Below are 15,847 nucleotides of genomic sequence, written 5' to 3'. Positions count from 1 at the left end.
GAACCGCCGGCGCGGACACGGCCTCCGGTGCCGTGCACCGGGGCGGGGCGCGGCCGACGGGGTACGCCCTGATCCGGCTCGGCCGTACACGGTTCCTCCTGCACCGGCGCGCCGCACTCGTCACGGTCGCGCTCGCCGCGACCCTCGTCGCCGCGTCCGTCGCGTACCTTTGCTTCGGCGAGAGCTTCGTCCCGCCCGCGGAGGTCGCGAAGGTGGTCCTCGGGCAGCCGTCCCCGGACGAGCTGGTCGTCGGCACGCTCCGGCTGCCCCGCCTGGCAGTCGGCCTGCTGGTCGGCGCCGCCTTCGGCGTCGCCGGCGCCCTGATCCAGACCGTGGCCCGCAATCCCCTGGCCAGCCCCGACATCATCGGCATCAGCCAGGGCGCGAGCGCGGTCACCGTCGGCGCGCTGACCTTCGGCCTCACGTCGTACACCGCCCTGCCGTACCTGTCGGTCGCGGGCGGCATCCTGGCCGCCGCGCTGGTGTACGTCTTCGCCTGGCGCGGCGGGCTCCACGCCACCCGCTTCGTCCTCATCGGCATCGGCTTCGCCATCGCGCTGCGCTCGATCACGACCCTCTTCATGACGAAGGGCGACTACCTCGTCGCCCAGCAGGCCCAGATCTGGATGACCGGCTCGCTCAACGGCCGCGGCTGGGACGAGGCGGCGCCGCTCGGCTGGACACTGGCCGTGCTCGTCCCGGGCGTGCTGTGGGCGGCCCGCGCCATGCGCAACGTGTCCCTGGACGACGACACGGCCACCGCGCTGGGCGTACGGCTCGGGCGGGTACGGCTCGGGCTCGTCGTCCTCGGTGTCGTCCTGGCGTCCGTGGCGACGGGTGCGGCGGGCCCCGTCGACTTCGTGGCGCTGCTCGCGCCGCAGATCGCGCGCCGGATGACGCGTACGGCGCAGATCCCGCTGCTCGGCTCGGCGCTGACGGGCGCGGTGATCATGGTGCTGGCGGACCTGCTGGCGCGCCGGCTGCTGGCGCCGACCGAGCTGCCGGTGGGCGTGCTGACGGCCGCCGTCGGCGCCCCGTATCTGATCTGGCTGCTCGTCCGCAGCCGTACCGGTGCCGGTGCCGGTGCCGGTCGTACCGGTCGTACCGGTCGTACCGGTCGTTCCGGTCGCACCGGTCGCATCGCAGGAGGCAAGGCATGAGCAGGCTGACGGCCCGCGAGCTGACGCTCGCCTACGAGGACCGCACGGTCGTGCACGAACTCGACCTGGCCGTACCGGACGGGCAGGTGACGGTCATCGTCGGTCCGAACGCCTGCGGCAAGTCGACGACGCTGCGCGCGCTGGGCCGGCTGCTGAAGCCGAAGGGCGGTGCGGTGCTGCTGGACGGCACGGAACTGGCCCGTATCCCGACGAAGCGGATCGCGCAGCAGATCGGGCTGCTGCCGCAGTCGCCGGTCGCACCGGAGGCGATCACGGTCGCGGATCTGGTCTCGCGCGGCCGCCAGCCGCACCAGGCCTGGTGGAAGCAGTGGTCGGAGGAGGACGAGCGGGCCGTCACGGACGCGATGGAGCGTACGGACGTCGCCGCGCTCGCCGACCGGTCCGTGGACGAGCTGTCCGGTGGTCAGCGGCAGCGCGTGTGGATCGCGATGGCGCTCGCGCAGGAGACGGATCTGCTGCTGCTCGACGAGCCGACGACCTTCCTCGACATCTCCCACCAGGTCGAGGTCCTCGACCTGGTGCGGCAGCTCAACGCCCAGCGCGGCCGGACCGTGGTCGCGGTCCTGCACGACCTCAACCAGGCCGCGCGGTACGCCGACCACCTCGTCGCGATGAAGGAGGGCCGCATCGTCGCCGAGGGGCGGCCCGCGGACATCGTCACCGCCGAGCTGGTGCGCGAGGTGTTCGGGCTGACGTCGGTCGTCGTACCGGACCCGGTGACGGGGTCGCCGCTGGTCGTGCCGGGTGCGCCGTGGCGGGCCGACGCCCTCGTCCCGGAGCAGTCGTCAGCCGCCACGCCTTAGCCCGGACGGGCCGGAGCGTCCGTCCCCGGACGCCGGACGGCCACGAGGAATGCCCCGCACCGCCGGGCAGAGCGGGGCAAGGCCCGTCGCAGGCGCGGCGCGCCCGCGGCCACCGTCAGTTTCTGCTTCTGCGGGCGCGCCACACCAGGTAGAGGGCCGTCGTGATCGCCGCGCCCCGCACCACCCAGGGCCAGGTGGTCGCGAGGGCGTCGGCCATCGCCTCGCCGCCCGGCGGGATGGGGTCGCCCCAGCGGCCGTTGACGCGGCCCCAGAGCCACACCGCCGCGGTCGCGGCCACCGCTCCCGGCAGCCCGAGGACCGCCCATTTCGCCTCCGTACGGGAGAGGGTGCGGGACGCGTACGCGAGGAGCCAGCCGAGGCCGAGGGCGAGCCAGGAGGCGAGGATCGTGCCGATGACCAGGAGCGCGGCGGCGGTCAGCAGGAGGGGGTTGCCCAGCCCCGGCCGACCGGAGCGCAGCGCCCGCAGGCGCCAACGACGGTGTCCGGCAGCCGGCTCCTCGTCCTCGGCGTGGTCGGAGTCGTCCGAGTCGTCGGCGTCGACGGAGCCGTCGGCCGACTCCGGACCGTCCGCATCGTCCTTCCGCGGCGGCTTCAGTATCTCGGCGATCTCCACCCCGCCCACGAAGCCACCGATGTCGCTCTCCCCCGGTGCGACCCGCCACCAGTCCGGTTCGCCTCCTGACGGGCCGAGCTCGTCCATCCCCGCCAGATGCGGCGGCGACGCGCCGGGCGCGGATCCGGGTCCGGACCCGGATCCCGGGTCGCGCTCGGGCTTCTCCGTCCCGCGCGGCCACGCGATGAAGCGCCGGGCCGCCGAACGGGACCGCTGCTCCGGCACCGCGGTGCGCCGCTCCTCAGGTGCCGCGTAACCGCCGGACGCGGCCGCGGCCACCACCTCGTCCGGCGTCCCCAGCCGCCCCAGGATGCGGCGCACCGCGGCCGGGCTGTCCGTGTCGTACTTCGCCCGCCGGCGGTCGATCTCGTTCCGGAGCGACGACACGAGCTGCATCCTGGTCCCGGAGGGCAACTGGTGCTGCTGGGCCAGGTCGCCGACCCGGCTCAGGTAGTCGAAGACAAGCTGGTCGCTCTCGATCCCCACGGTCGCCCCTCCACAGCGCGCCCTGTAACGGCGGGGTACCCGCGGGCGCCCTGACCCGACGTTAGCGCGCGGGCAGGGGCTAACGTGGGGCGGATGGGGACCGGTGAGCTCGATCGGGAGGCACACGTGCCCGCAGGAACGCCCGCAAGTACGACAACCGGTACGGGCACGGCACCGCGCACCTTGGCCGAAGCGCTGCGCGCCCGCGGCGACGAGGGCCTGGCGGCACTGCTGCGTGCCCGCCCGGACCTGCTGACCCCGGTGCCGAACGACCTCACCCAGCTCGCCACCCGCGCCGGCACCCGCGCCTCCGTCGTCCGCGCGCTCGAGCGGCTCGACCGGTTCACGCTGCAGACGGCCCAGGCACTGGCCGTGGCCGCGGAGCCGGCGTCGTACGACACGGTCCTCGGCCTGCTCGCCGGCGACGCGGGCGAGCAGGCCGTCGAGGGCGCGCTGTCGCACTCGCTCGGTGTGCTGCGCGAACAGGCGCTGGTGTGGGGCGACGACGACCGGCTGCGGCTGGTGCGCACCGCCCGCGAGCTGCTCGCCCCGTCCCCGTCGCACCCGTCGCCGACCGGCCTCGGCCCGACGGTCGCCGAGGCGACGGCCGGGATGTCGCCGGGGCGGTTGCAGGAGATCCTCGCGGCGTCGGGGCTGCCGACGACCCACGACCCCGTGTCGGCGGTCGCCTCGCTGACCGGGCTGTTCACGGACCGCGAGCGGATGTCGGCACTGCTCGACACGGCTCCGCCGGAGGCGCTGGCGGTGCTGGACCGGCTGGTGTGGGGGCCGCCGTACGGGGAGGTGGCGGCCGAGCCCACGCCGCCGGTGCGCTGGCTGCGGGATCACGGGCTGCTGCTGCCCGCGTCGCCGCGCACGGTGGCGCTGCCGCGCGAGGCGGCGCTGCATCTGCGCGGGGGACGCGCGCACCGGGAGCCGGAGCCGGTCGCTCCGGAGGTCCACGTCGCGGCAGAACACCGTCCACAGGTTGTGGACAACACCGCGGCGGGGCAGGCCTACACGGCCCTCGCGACCGTCGAGGAGCTCCTGAAGGAGTGGCAGACGGCCGCACCCGCGGTGCTCCGCGCCGGCGGACTGAGCGTGCGCGACCTCAAGCGCACGGCAGCGGTGCTGGACGTCTCCGAGCAGATCGCCGCCTTCTGGATCGAACTCGCCTACGCGGCCGGGCTGCTGGCCTCGGACGGCGAGGCCGACGAACGCTTCGCGCCGACGCCCGCGTGCGACGACTGGCTCGACCTCCCGGCGGCCGAGCGCTGGACGACGCTCGCGACGGCGTGGCTCGCGGCGACCCGTACGGCGGGCCTGGTCGGCGGCCAGGACGCGAAGGGCCGCACGCTGGCGGCGCTCGGTCCCGACCTGGACCGCAGCGCGGCCCCCGAGGTCCGCCGCCGCGTCCTGGCCCTGCTGGCCGACCTCCCCCAGGGCGCCGCTCCGGTCCCGGGCACGCTGCTGGACCGCCTGCGCTGGGAACGCCCGGTCCGCCCGGCGGGGGCACCGGCGTCCGGCCCCCCGCCTGCCCGCGACGCGAACGCGGCCCGTACCACTTCCGCGGGTCCCGCGGAGCCCATGGACCTCCGGTCCCGCGTCGCCATCTGGACCCTCACCGAGGCCGAACTCCTCGGCATCACCGGCCGCGGCGCGCTGTCCACGGCGGCCCGCGCCCTCCTGGGCACCTCCGGCCCGCAGGGCGCGGTGCTCGCCGCCCGGGCCGTCGCGCCGCTGCTCCCCGCGCCGCTCGACCACGTCCTCCTCCAGGCCGACCTCACCGCCGTCGCGCCCGGCCCCCTGGAGCGGCCGCTGGCCGACGCCCTCGGTGTGCTGGCGGACGTGGAGTCGAAGGGTGGGGCCACCGTGTACCGGTTCACGCCCGCGTCCGTGCGGCGGGCGCTCGACGCCGGGCAGGCCGCGGCCGACCTGCACGTGTTCCTGGCCAGGCACAGCCGTACGCCGGTGCCGCAGCCGCTCAGCTATCTGATCGACGACGTGGCCCGCAGGCACGGCCACCTCCGGATCGGCGCCGCCTCCGCGTACGTACGCTGCGACGACGACGCCCTGCTCGACGAGATCCTCGCCGACCGCCGCTCGCAGGCGCTGCGGATGCGCCGCCTCGCCCCCACCGTGCTGGCGGCCCAGGCCGACCCGGCGGCGCTGCTCGAGGGGCTGCGGGCGCTGGGCTACGCGCCGGCGGCCGAGTCCGCGGAGGGCGACGTCCTGATCACCCGCGCCGACGCCCGCCGCACCCCGCCCCGCACCCCGCCCGCCCCCGTGCCCGAGGGGCCGCCCGTGCCGGACGACACCCTCCTCGGCGCGGCGGTGAAGGCGATCCGTGCCGGTGACATGGCCGCCACGGCCGTACGCAGGCCGGCCCCGCACACGGCGGACGGGGAGCTGCCCCGCACGACGCCGGCCGAGACCCTCGCGACCGTCCAGGCCGCGGCACTCACCGGCTCCGCCGTGTGGATCGGCTACGTCAACGCCGACGGCGCCGCCAGCCAGCGCGTCATCGCGCCCGTGCGCGTCGAGGGCGGCTTCGTCACGGCGTACGACCACACGGCCGACGAGGTCCGCACGTATCCCCTCCACCGCATCACGGGCGTCGCCGAACTCGCGGACGACCCCGCCTGAGCGCCGCCGCCTGCCGCACGAGGGCCATGTCCCCGCCCCGGGCACGTGCCCGTACCCTCCGGCGGCCCCGGCGGTTCGTGCTCAGCCGCGGTCGGTCCGAGTCCCGGGGTGTGGCCGACGCCACCCGGCCGCACCGTCCGATAAGGCAAACTGGAGGTTTGGCTGCACGGGACCGCACACGGCCGCACGGCGCCACGAGGAAAGGGCACACGCGTGAACGGACCGCTCATCGTCCAGAGCGACAAGACTCTCCTGCTCGAGGTGGACCACGAGCAGGCCGACGCGTGCCGGCGCGCCATCGCCCCGTTCGCGGAGCTGGAGCGCGCCCCCGAGCACATCCACACGTACCGCATCACCCCCCTCGGGCTGTGGAACGCCCGGGCGGCGGGCCATGACGCCGAGCAGGTCGTCGACGCGCTCGTCGAGTTCTCCCGCTACCCCGTCCCGCACGCGCTGCTCGTCGACGTCGCCGAGACGATGGCCCGCTACGGGCGGCTCACGCTGGTCAAGCACCCCACGCACGGGCTCGTGCTGACCACGACCGACCGGCCCGTCCTGGAGGAGATCCTCCGCTCCAAGAAGATCCAGCCGCTGGTCGGCGCCCGCCTCGACCCGGACACGGTCGCCGTGCACCCGTCCGAGCGCGGCCAGATCAAGCAGACACTGCTGAAGCTGGGCTGGCCGGCCGAGGACCAGGCCGGTTACGTCGACGGCGAGGCCCACCGCATCGACCTCGACGAGTCCGGCTGGGCCCTGCGCCCGTACCAGAAGCAGGCCGTCGAGGGCTTCTGGCACGGCGGATCGGGCGTGGTCGTGCTGCCCTGCGGCGCGGGCAAGACGCTCGTCGGCGCGGGCGCGATGGCGCAGGCGAAGGCGACGACCCTCATCCTCGTGACGAACACGGTCTCGGCCCGCCAGTGGAAACACGAGCTGATCAAGCGCACGTCGCTCACCGAGGAGGAGATCGGCGAGTACAGCGGCGCGAAGAAGGAGATCCGCCCGGTCACGATCGCCACGTACCAGGTGCTGACGACGAGGCGGAAGGGCATCTACCCGCACCTGGAGCTGTTCGACTCCCGCGACTGGGGCCTGATCGTCTACGACGAGGTGCATCTGCTGCCCGCGCCGGTCTTCAAGTTCACGGCCGACCTCCAGGCCCGCCGCCGCCTCGGCCTGACGGCGACGCTGGTGCGCGAGGACGGCCGCGAGTCGGACGTCTTCTCGCTCATCGGCCCCAAGCGCTTCGACGCGCCGTGGAAGGAGATCGAGGCGCAGGGCTACATCGCGCCCGCCGACTGCGTCGAGGTCCGGGTCAATCTGACCGAGTCCGAGCGGCTGGCGTACGCGACGGCCGAGACGGAGGAGAAGTACCGCTACTGCGCGACCACGGACACGAAGCGGAAGGTCGCGGAGCAGCTCGTCCGCAAGCACGCGGGCCAGCAGACCCTCGTCATCGGCCAGTACATCGACCAGCTCGACGAGCTCGGCGTGCACCTGAACGCGCCGGTCATCAAGGGCGAGACGCCGAACTCGCAGCGCGAGAAGCTCTTCGACGCGTTCCGGAACGGCGAGATCAGCGTCCTCGTCGTGTCCAAGGTGGCGAACTTCTCGATCGACCTCCCCGAGGCGACCATCGCCATCCAGGTCTCCGGCACCTTCGGCTCCCGCCAGGAGGAGGCCCAGCGCCTCGGCCGCGTCCTGCGCCCGAAGGCCGACGGCCACAAGGCCCACTTCTACTCGGTGGTGGCGCGCGACACGATCGACCAGGACTTCGCGGCCCACCGCCAGCGCTTCCTGGCGGAGCAGGGGTACGCGTACCGGATCATGGACGCGGACGAGCTGCTCGCGGAGGGGTAACCGCCGCTTCCCCTGAGCGGAAAGGGAGTTGACACTCCGAACAGCCGCGGGAAACGATCCCGCCGATGGAGATCACCGACCTGACACCGGCGGAACGGCGTGTCTGGGAAGCGTTCCCCCACGGCGAGGGCGTCGACTTCCGCGAGAGCGCCGACGAGGACCCCGGGACGGGCGCGTCCTGGGGTCCCGAGCGGACCGTACGCGCCGAGGTGCTGCGGGCCCTGCTGCTCGACGGTCCTTCACAGAACGGTGAGATACCCGGGCTCAAGGTGTGGGGCGCCCGTGTCACCGGACAGCTGAACCTCAGGTACGGGACGGTCGAGCACGGCTTACGGCTGCGGTCCTGCCACTTCGAGCAGCCCCCGCAGTTGTACGGAGCGCGGGTCCCCGCCCTGGTGCTGACCGACTCGGTGCTGCCGGGCCTCAGCGCAGGGAACCTGCACGTCGACATGGTGCTGCGGCTGACGTGCTGCCGCATTGCGGGCCATGTGATGCTCTCGGGGGCGCAGGTCCACGCCTTCTTCCTCAACGGGGCTCGGCTGGGCTCTCCGGCGGCCCCTGACGCTCCGTGGCCCGACGAACCGGCGGAACCGGCTCTGCAGCTCAACCACGCGGTGATCGGCAACGACGTCTGGGCCGCCGGCCTCGTCGCCCGCGGAGAGGTCCGGCTGAACGACACCTCGGTCGGCGGCCAGGTCAACCTCGACGACGCCGAACTGCACGCGCCCGGCGGCACCGCGCTCCATGCCGAGAACCTGTCGGTGGGCAGCGATCTGCGCGGCATGCGGCTGCGCGCCCACGGCAGGGTCAATCTGCGCGGCGCCCGGATCCCCCGTCAGCTCAACCTCGCCTACGCCCGCCTGTCCAACCCCGAGGGGCAGGCCCTGCGCGCGAGCAGCTGTGCCATGGGTGAGCTGTGGCTGCGCGACGCCGCCCGGATCGAGGGCACCGTGAACCTGCGCCGCTCCCAGCTCGACCTCCTGCACGTCCCCCCACAGGTGTGGCCGGACCGGGTCAGGCTCGACGGCCTCACCTACCGCACCCTGGCCCCGCATCTTCCCCCCGAGGACCGGCTGCCGCTGCTGGAGCGCGAGGAGAGCGGCTATGTGCCGTACGCCTACGAGCAGCTGACCGCCGCCTACCGCACGGTGGGCGACGAGGCCGCCGCCCGCACCGTCCAGCTCGCCAAACTCCGCCGCCACCGCCGCACCCTGCCCCGGTACGCCAGGATCTGGGGCGCGCTCCAGGACATGACGTTCGGCTACGGCTTCCGTCCGATGCGCGCGGCCGGATGGCTGCTGGCGCTGCTGCTGACCGGCACGGTGGCCTTCGCGCTGGAGCATCCGCCACCGTTGAAGGCCGACGAGGCGCCCGCCTTCAACCCCGTTTTCTACACTCTCGATCTGCTCCTGCCGATCATCGGCTTCGGGCAGGAGGCGGCGTTCGCGCCACAGGGCGGGTACCAGTGGCTCTCGTATCTGCTGATCGTGACCGGCTGGGTCCTGGCCACGACGGTCGCGGCCGGCATCAGCCGCTCCCTGCGCCGCCAGTAGCCCGCCCCGACCCTGGTTCGGTCGAGCGCCGCCAGGATCGGGCCGAGGATCATCGCGAGGTACGGGGCGAGGACGGCCATGCCCCGTACTCCGCGCCTCGGTGCACCGCGCGGCAGTGCCGCCGCACCCAGGCCGGTCAGCCCGGAGAGGCCCAGCGACCACGCGGCGGCGTCGATGGCGGGGCAGGCGGCGCCGTCCCCTGCGACCGCGTCCGTGAGGACGACGCCGGCCGTGATCACACAGGCGGCGAGCAGAGGCCCGAGACCGATCAGGGCCGTCATGCGCCGGGAGCGCACGTCGCGCTGGACGTGCTCGTACGCACCCGTGCCGTCGAGGGGCGCGGCGCTGCTGGTCTTCGTCATGGCCTGATTGCATCAACCCGGTCCCGCCCGGCGGCTCCGGTCACGTACTCAACGAGCGCCTGCGCGGGTACTCGGTTCCGCAGTCTCGCGCCGGGTCCGCACCGGTGCGCCGGTGACCGCGGTCGTACGGGTGCGGAGCGCCGCGAACGCCAGGAGCGCGAGCCCCAGGAGCGGATAGGGCGAGGCCAACGGCTGCTGCCATCCGCCGAGTTGCAGGTCGAGCTCGCCTTCGTGGGGTACGAGCCACATGGTGCGGGCGAGGAAGACGGCCGTGACGGCGACGGCCGTACGGTGACGGCCCTCGGCGATCAGGACGGCCAGGAGCGGGACGCACCAGACCCAGTGGTGGGACCAGCTGATGGGCGAGACGAGCAGGGCGGTGAGGGCGACGACGAGAACGCCCCAGCGCTCCGGGGCACGGCGGGCGATCCAGAGGCCCGCGACGGCGGTCACGGCGGCGGTGACCGCCCACACCGCGCCGGGCTCCTGCACGTGCAGGGCGCGGGTGAACAGCCCCTGGAGGGACTGGTTGTCGATGATCCACGCCTTGCCGACGCGGTCGGTCTCGAAGATCCGGCGGGTCCAGAAGTCGGCGCTGGCCTCCGGGAGGACGAGCGCCCCGAGCAGGACGGTCCCCAGGAGCGAGGCGAGGGCCGTGAGCCCGGCCCGCACCCTGCCGGTGATCAGCAGCAGGACGACGAAGACGGCCGGGGTGAGCTTCACGCCCGCCGCGACGCCGAGGGCGAAGCCCTTGCCGAGCGCGCCGGGCGGGCGGGACAGGTCCCACAGGACGAGGCAGGCCAGCGCGAGGTTGATCTGGCCGAAGACGACGGTCTGGAAGACGGGTTCGAGCCACAGTGCGAACGCGGTGGCGGCGAGCACATGGGGCACCCGCACCGGCAGCCCTGCGAAGCGGCAGGAGAGCCGTACCAGGACGGCCAGCAGCAGGGCGTTCCCGGCGACGAAGGCGACCTTGAGCGCGCCGACGGGCAGCCACGTCGTCGGCACGAAGAGGATGGCGGCGAAGGGCGGATACGTGGCGGGCAGCTGCCATTCGGTGACGGTGAAGCCGTACAGATCGGTGCCGTTGGCGACGGCCGCGCCCTCCGCCCGGTAGACGAGGGTGTCGGCCATGGGGATGCGCTGGGCGAGACAGAGAGCGGCCAGCGCGGCGAGCGACAGGACGAGGGCGAGGGCGCCGCCCACTGCGGTCAGTGAGCGCGCGGTCACGGTCCGGCACGGGTACGTCACGGCCGCGACCCTAGTGGATCAGCGGGGCGGTCCGGACATCGGCGTCGGGGGCGGAATCGGGGTCTGTCAGAGGTGACGGCGGACGACGCCGGCCTCTTCGCCGTACTCCCCGAGGACCACGACGCCGAAGGCAGTGGTCACGAAGACCTTGACCGCCCGCAGCGCGTCGCCGAGACGGTGGCTGTGATGCCCGACGACACCACTCGCGGTGGCGCCGCGCCCGGGCTGCGCGGCTTGGTGGAAGGTGGCTGTACTCATACCTCCATGGTGTGCTCTCCGCACGCGGAACACATCGGCCTGCCGACCGAACCGCGAGCGGGCTCGCGTACGACTTCGGATATACGTCGTCCCCTACGGGACGGAGTGATGCCGGGCGGACCCGCCCAGTCGCCCTGCCCGGCGGGACAGGCCGCGGACCCGCGCCCACGGGGGCTCTGCCCTCGCCCCGCCCCTCCCTGGCGCGGTGCCGAGGTGCGGCACCGCGGGGGCCCTGCCGGGTGAGAGATGACGCGCGGGCCCACCGCACGGTACCGGGCTCCCGCCCGGGGGCCCGGGGGCTTGCCTCCAGCACGGGAAGGGGCGGGCAGGGGAACAGAGGCCGCCGCGGGCGGGGGCCCCATGGGCCTCCCAGAGGCCTCTCCGGCAGACCCGCTCGGCAGACCCGCCGCCCGGCCCGAAGGGACCCCGCGCGAACCGGCCGCCGCCGCCGCACGTCCGCCGCCGCCCGCCCGCGGGAAAACCGTTCGCCCGCCTCCGCCGAGGTGGCTAGAATCGCCCGTCTTGCCCGCCTCCCTCCGAGGAGTGCCGCCGTCCGGTCGGTAACCGGACGCGCAGCCACGCCGTAACGTCCACGTACCTTCCGGAGGCAACCCCGTGCCCGCGCCCGTATCCGCGTCGACCGGTCCCGACCCCGATCCGCTCGCCCGCGAGCGCGCCCATCTGGCCGCGTCGCGCTCCGCGCTGCGTGCCATGCGCGAGGACGTCCGGGCACTCGACATCCGCGACGTCACCGCGAACTGGGTCAACGCCGCGGTCCTGGAGGCCCAGATCGAGGAGCGCATCAAGGCGCTCGTGGACCTCGCCCACACCCCGCTGTTCTTCGGGCGGCTCGACTATCTGCACACCACGCAGGAGGGGCAGCGCTTCTACATCGGGCGGCGGCACGTCCACGACGCCGGCGGCGACCCGATGGTGATCGACTGGCGTGCGCCGGTCTCGCAGCCCTTCTACCGCGCGTCGAAGAAGGACCCGCAGGACGTCGCCCTGCGTCGCCGTTTCGGTTACACGGCCGGCGACCTCACCGCGTACGAGGACGAGCACCTCACCGACCCCTCCCCTGGCCTTCGGCATGGGGAACCCCAGGCCGAGCGGACCAGCAGGCTCCTCCAGGCGGAGATCGAGCGTCCGCGCGTGGGCCCCATGCGGGACATCGTCGCGACGATCCAGCCCGAGCAGGACGAGATCGTCCGCTCGGGCCTGTCCGGCACGGTCTGCGTCCAGGGCGGCCCCGGCACCGGAAAGACCGCCGTCGGCCTGCACCGCGTCGCGTACCTCCTCTACGCGCACCGGGAGCGGCTGGCCCGCACCGGCACGCTCGTCATCGGCCCGAACTGCTCGTTCCTCCACTACATCGAGCAAGTCCTCCCGGCCCTGGGCGAGTTGGAGGTCCAGCAGGCGACGGTCGACGATCTGGTCGCGACGCACGTCGAGGTGCGCGGCGAGGACGCCGCCGAGACCGCGATCGTCAAGGGCGACGCCCGGATGGCGGAGGTGCTGCGGCGGGCGGTGCGGTCGCACGTCGCCATGCCGACGGAGGCCCTGATGGTGGTCCGCGGGTCGCGGCGCTGGCGGGTGCCGGCGTACGAACTCGAGGAGATCGTCCAGGAGTTGCTGGACCGCGACATCCGGTACGGGGCTGCCCGCGCCGCCCTGCCGCAGCGCATCGCGCACGCCGTGCTCGTACGGATGGAACAGGCCGGCGAGGCCCCCGACGACCGGGTGCAGGACGCGGTGGCGCGCAACGCGGCCGTGAAGGCGGCGGTCAAGGCGATCTGGCCGGCGGTCGATCCGGCGAAGCTGGTCCTGCGGCTGCTGTCCGACGCGGACTTCCTCGCGGCGCACGCGGACGGCGTCCTCGGCGCCGACGAGCAGAAGGCGGTCCTCTGGACGAAGCCGCCGCGCTCGGTAGGGACCGCGAAGTGGTCCCCCGCCGACGCGGTCCTGATCGACGAGGCGAGCGACCTCGTCGAGCGCACGCACTCGCTCGGGCACGTGGTGCTGGACGAGGCGCAGGACCTGTCGCCGATGCAGTACCGGGCGGTCGGACGGCGCTGCACGACCGGGTCGGCGACGGTGCTCGGCGATCTGGCGCAGGGCACCACGCCCTGGGCGACCGGGAGCTGGGCCGAGGCGCTCGCCCATCTCGGCAAGCCGGACGCGGTGGTCGAGGAGCTGACGGCGGGCTTCCGCGTGCCGCGCGAGGTCATCGCGTACGCGTCACGGCTGCTGCCGCACATGTCCCCGGGCCTCGCGGAGGTCCGTTCGGTCCGCGAGTCCCCCGGCTCCCTGGAGATCCGGCCGGCGTCCGGGGACGGCGATGTGGTGGCCGCGTGCGTGGAGTCGCTCCGGCACGAGGGCTCCATCGGCCTGATCGCGGCCGACGCACGCGTCCCCGCGCTCGCGGAGGCGCTGGACGCAGCGGGCCTGCGGTACCTCTCCCCCGGCGAGGAGACGACGCCCGAGGCCCGGCTCACCCTGGTCCCGGCGTCCCTCGCGAAGGGTCTCGAGTACGACTACGTCGTGCTGGACGAGCCCGCGGCGGTCGTCGACGCCGAACCGGACGAACGCACCGGCCTGCGCCGCCTGTACGTGGCCCTGACCCGCGCCGTCTCGGGCCTGACGCTGCTCCACGCAGCGCCGTTGCCTCCGCAGCTGACTTGAGCGGACGCGCTGAGCGGCCGCACCGGGCCGTGCGCCGGCGGTCGTCGACGCCGAACCGGACGAACGCACCAGCCTGCGCCCCCCCGTACGTGGCCCTGACCCGCGCCGTCTCGGGCCTGACGCTGCTCCACGCAGCGCCGTTGCCGCCGCAGCTGACTTGAGCGGACGCGCTGAGCGGACGCACCGGGCCGTGCGCCGGCGATCGTCGACGCCGAACCGGACGAACGCACCAGCCTGCGCCCCCCCGTACGTGGCCCTGACCCGCGCCATCTCGGGCCTGACGCTGCTCCACGCAGCGCCGTTGCCGCCGCAGCTGACTTGAGCGGAAGCACTGAGCGGACGCACCGGGCCGTGCGCGGCGGTCGTCGACGCCGAACCGGACGAACGCACCAGCCTGCGCCCCCCCGTACGTGGCCCTGACCCGCGCGATCTCGGGCCTGACGCTGCTCCACGCAGCGCCGTTGCCGCCGCAGCTGTCCTGAGCGGAAGCACTGAGCGGACGCACCGGGCCGTGCGCCGGCGGTCGTCGACGCCGAACCGGACGAACGCACCAGCCTGCGCCCCCCCGTACGTGGCCCTGACCCGCGCCGTCTCGGGCCTGACGCTGCTCCACGCAGCGCCGTTGCCGCCGCAGCTGACTTGAGCGGACGCGCTGAGCGGACGCACCGGGCCGTGCGCCGGCGGTCGTCGACGCCGGGCGCTCGCGGCGCCCTCGGGACCCGGCTCGACCCGACTCGACCCAGCTCCTGAGGGCGCCGCGAGCCTTGTGCAGGGCTACGCGTCCAGCGCCTCGCGCCACTCCCGGACCGCCCCCGGCGCGACCGGTGCCGTCCAGCCGTGAGGACGGGCCGCACCGCCGATGTGGAAGGCGTCGATGCCCGCGGAGCGAAGGGCCGGGAGGTGGTCGAGGCGGAGGCCGCCGCCGACGAGGAGCCGGGCCTCGTAGCCCGGTTCGCCCCGGCGCGCCGCCTCCGCGAGGAGGACCGGAAGCCCGTCGTCCACGCCCGCCGCGGACCCTGCGGTCAGATACGTGTCGAGGCCGGGCACGTCCGCGAGCTGCTTGCGCAGCGCGTCGCGGTCGGCCGCACGGTCGATGGCCCGGTGGAACGTCCACCGGCAGCCCTCCAGCTCGGCGACGAGCCGCTCGACGGTGACGAGGTCGGGGTTGCCGTGCGCGTCGAGGAAGCCCAGGACGAACTCGTCCGCGCCCTCGGCCCGCAGCCCCCGCGCAGCCCGTACGAGTACCTCGACGTCACCGGCGGCGAATCCGTCGGCGAGACGCAGCATCACGCGCAGCGGGATGTCGACCGCCGCGCGGATCGCCGCGAAGGTCTCCCGGGCCGGGGTGAGCCCGTCCGCCGCCATGTCGGTGACGAGCTCGAGGCGGTCGGCTCCTCCGGCCTGGGCGGCGACCGCGTCCCCCTCGTCGAGGGCGATCACCTCCAGGAGTGCACGGTTGCTCATGGCCCCATCCCTTCGGCCCTATAGGTCTAGTCCAATAATGGGGCCCAGCCTAGACCGTCCGAGTGGCTCAGGGCTGCCGTGTGGAACCCGCAGGACCTGCGGAACCTGCTGAACCCGCGGGACCCGCGGGACCCGCACCCGACGATCCGCCCTGCTGCTCCGGCGCAGGCGCCGCCGGCTTCGCAGGCGCGGCCGGCCCCGCGCCCTCGCCGGGCGCCGGCGCCGCGGCTTCCCCGGCCCCGGCGGGCCCCATCGGCACGCCGTGCGTGCTGTGCGTCTTCAGGTTGTACGGAAGCAGCCGCTCGCCGCCCGTCGGGAAGTCACCCTCGTCCGGCTCCCGGACCTCCTCGATGTGGGTCTGGTGGTCCGGCCGCTTCGGCTGGTCCTCGGGCCGCGGCGCGCGCTCCTGCGCCCGCCGCCTCGCCTCCAGCCACATGGCGCCCCCGAGCACGGCGACGAGCACGACGGCGATGATGAACGGGACGAGCCCGGCGAACGGCGAGGCAGCCAGGACTTCGGTGGTGGCCGGGCTGCCCTGGACGATCATCAGCGAGTTCATGGCGTCTGCCTCCGCATACGCAACGGCACACAAGCCTGACCCGCCCATTATCGTCCTAGATGCCCCATAGGGGCGCCCCGGGAGTTCCCAGGGATCGGCGAGGTGTGCGCC

General features: G+C 74.2%; 11 protein-coding genes. 6 read left to right on the top strand and 5 right to left on the bottom strand.

Annotation, left to right across the window (positions count from 1 at the left end; genetic code table 11):
* Window positions 1-32 precede the first annotated feature (32 nt).
* Window positions 33-1,160: a FecCD family ABC transporter permease gene (locus tag ACWCP0_RS07365; protein ID WP_451078048.1), complete on the top strand. Its 1,128-nt coding sequence runs from the start codon at window positions 33-35 to the stop codon at window positions 1,158-1,160.
* Entirely contained in the window at window positions 1,157-1,984 is an 828-nt protein-coding gene (locus ACWCP0_RS07360; RefSeq protein ID WP_451077893.1) for an ABC transporter ATP-binding protein, read from the top strand. Before ACWCP0_RS07365 ends, ACWCP0_RS07360 begins: the two co-directional genes overlap by 4 nt.
* 115 nt (window positions 1,985-2,099) lie before the next feature.
* Here the strand turns inward: ACWCP0_RS07360 and ACWCP0_RS07355 are convergent, their stop codons facing one another.
* The gene (locus ACWCP0_RS07355; protein WP_451077892.1) at window positions 2,100-3,104 is read right to left on the bottom strand and encodes a hypothetical protein; all 1,005 of its coding nucleotides are present in this window, start codon (window positions 3,102-3,104) and stop codon (window positions 2,100-2,102) included.
* A gap of 93 nt (window positions 3,105-3,197) precedes the next feature.
* On the opposite strand from ACWCP0_RS07355, the gene ACWCP0_RS07350 reads away from it, so the two are divergent.
* The 3 genes from ACWCP0_RS07350 to ACWCP0_RS07340 all read left to right on the top strand — a co-directional run bounded on the left by ACWCP0_RS07350 (window position 3,198) and on the right by ACWCP0_RS07340 (window position 9,160).
* Window positions 3,198-5,750, top strand: coding sequence for a helicase-associated domain-containing protein (locus ACWCP0_RS07350; protein ID WP_451077891.1), 2,553 nt, complete (start codon window positions 3,198-3,200; stop codon window positions 5,748-5,750).
* Window positions 5,751-5,963: 213 nt separating this feature from the next.
* The gene (locus ACWCP0_RS07345) at window positions 5,964-7,607 is read left to right on the top strand and encodes a DNA repair helicase XPB (protein WP_451077890.1); all 1,644 of its coding nucleotides are present in this window, start codon (window positions 5,964-5,966) and stop codon (window positions 7,605-7,607) included.
* Between the two features lie 65 nt (window positions 7,608-7,672).
* Window positions 7,673-9,160, top strand: a complete 1,488-nt coding sequence (locus ACWCP0_RS07340) for a membrane-associated oxidoreductase (RefSeq protein ID WP_451077889.1) — start codon at window positions 7,673-7,675, stop codon at window positions 9,158-9,160.
* A 410-nt stretch (window positions 9,161-9,570) separates the two neighbouring features.
* On the opposite strand, the gene ACWCP0_RS07335 is transcribed toward ACWCP0_RS07340, so the two are convergent.
* Both ACWCP0_RS07335 and ACWCP0_RS07330 read right to left on the bottom strand, forming a co-directional pair.
* Window positions 9,571-10,656, bottom strand: a complete 1,086-nt coding sequence (locus ACWCP0_RS07335; protein ID WP_451078047.1) for a glycosyltransferase 87 family protein — start codon at window positions 10,654-10,656, stop codon at window positions 9,571-9,573.
* A gap of 183 nt (window positions 10,657-10,839) precedes the next feature.
* A complete protein-coding gene (locus ACWCP0_RS07330) occupies window positions 10,840-11,031 on the bottom strand; it encodes a hypothetical protein (RefSeq protein ID WP_451077888.1) in 192 nt (63 codons plus the stop codon).
* A 711-nt stretch (window positions 11,032-11,742) separates the two neighbouring features.
* Between ACWCP0_RS07330 and ACWCP0_RS07325 the strand changes: the two genes are divergently transcribed.
* Window positions 11,743-13,713, top strand: coding sequence for a HelD family protein (locus tag ACWCP0_RS07325; protein ID WP_451078046.1), 1,971 nt, complete (start codon window positions 11,743-11,745; stop codon window positions 13,711-13,713).
* 774 nt (window positions 13,714-14,487) lie between these two features.
* On the opposite strand, the gene ACWCP0_RS07320 is transcribed toward ACWCP0_RS07325, so the two are convergent.
* On the bottom strand, window positions 14,488-15,177 hold the full coding sequence (locus ACWCP0_RS07320; RefSeq protein ID WP_451077887.1) for a copper homeostasis protein CutC: 690 nt from the start codon (window positions 15,175-15,177) through the stop codon (window positions 14,488-14,490).
* Window positions 15,178-15,244: 67 nt separating this feature from the next.
* Entirely contained in the window at window positions 15,245-15,736 is a 492-nt protein-coding gene (locus tag ACWCP0_RS07315) for a DUF6479 family protein (protein ID WP_451077886.1), read from the bottom strand.
* Between the last annotated feature and the right edge of the window lie 111 nt (window positions 15,737-15,847).

Source organism: Streptomyces sp. NPDC001970 (assembly GCF_053594115.1).
This window is presented reverse-complemented; position numbering and strand designations above follow the sequence as displayed.

Coding starts and splice junctions, on each gene's coding strand:
- ACWCP0_RS07350 (WP_451077891.1), top strand. CDS start 3,198: ATGGGGACCGGTGAGCTCGATCGGGAGGCACACGTGCCCGCAGGAACG.
- ACWCP0_RS07330 (WP_451077888.1), bottom strand. CDS start 11,031: ATGAGTACAGCCACCTTCCACCAAGCCGCGCAGCCCGGGCGCGGCGCC.
- ACWCP0_RS07315 (WP_451077886.1), bottom strand. CDS start 15,736: ATGAACTCGCTGATGATCGTCCAGGGCAGCCCGGCCACCACCGAAGTC.
- ACWCP0_RS07335 (WP_451078047.1), bottom strand. CDS start 10,656: ATGGCCGACACCCTCGTCTACCGGGCGGAGGGCGCGGCCGTCGCCAAC.
- ACWCP0_RS07325 (WP_451078046.1), top strand. CDS start 11,743: ATGCGCGAGGACGTCCGGGCACTCGACATCCGCGACGTCACCGCGAAC.
- ACWCP0_RS07340 (WP_451077889.1), top strand. CDS start 7,673: ATGGAGATCACCGACCTGACACCGGCGGAACGGCGTGTCTGGGAAGCG.
- ACWCP0_RS07360 (WP_451077893.1), top strand. CDS start 1,157: ATGAGCAGGCTGACGGCCCGCGAGCTGACGCTCGCCTACGAGGACCGC.
- ACWCP0_RS07320 (WP_451077887.1), bottom strand. CDS start 15,177: ATGAGCAACCGTGCACTCCTGGAGGTGATCGCCCTCGACGAGGGGGAC.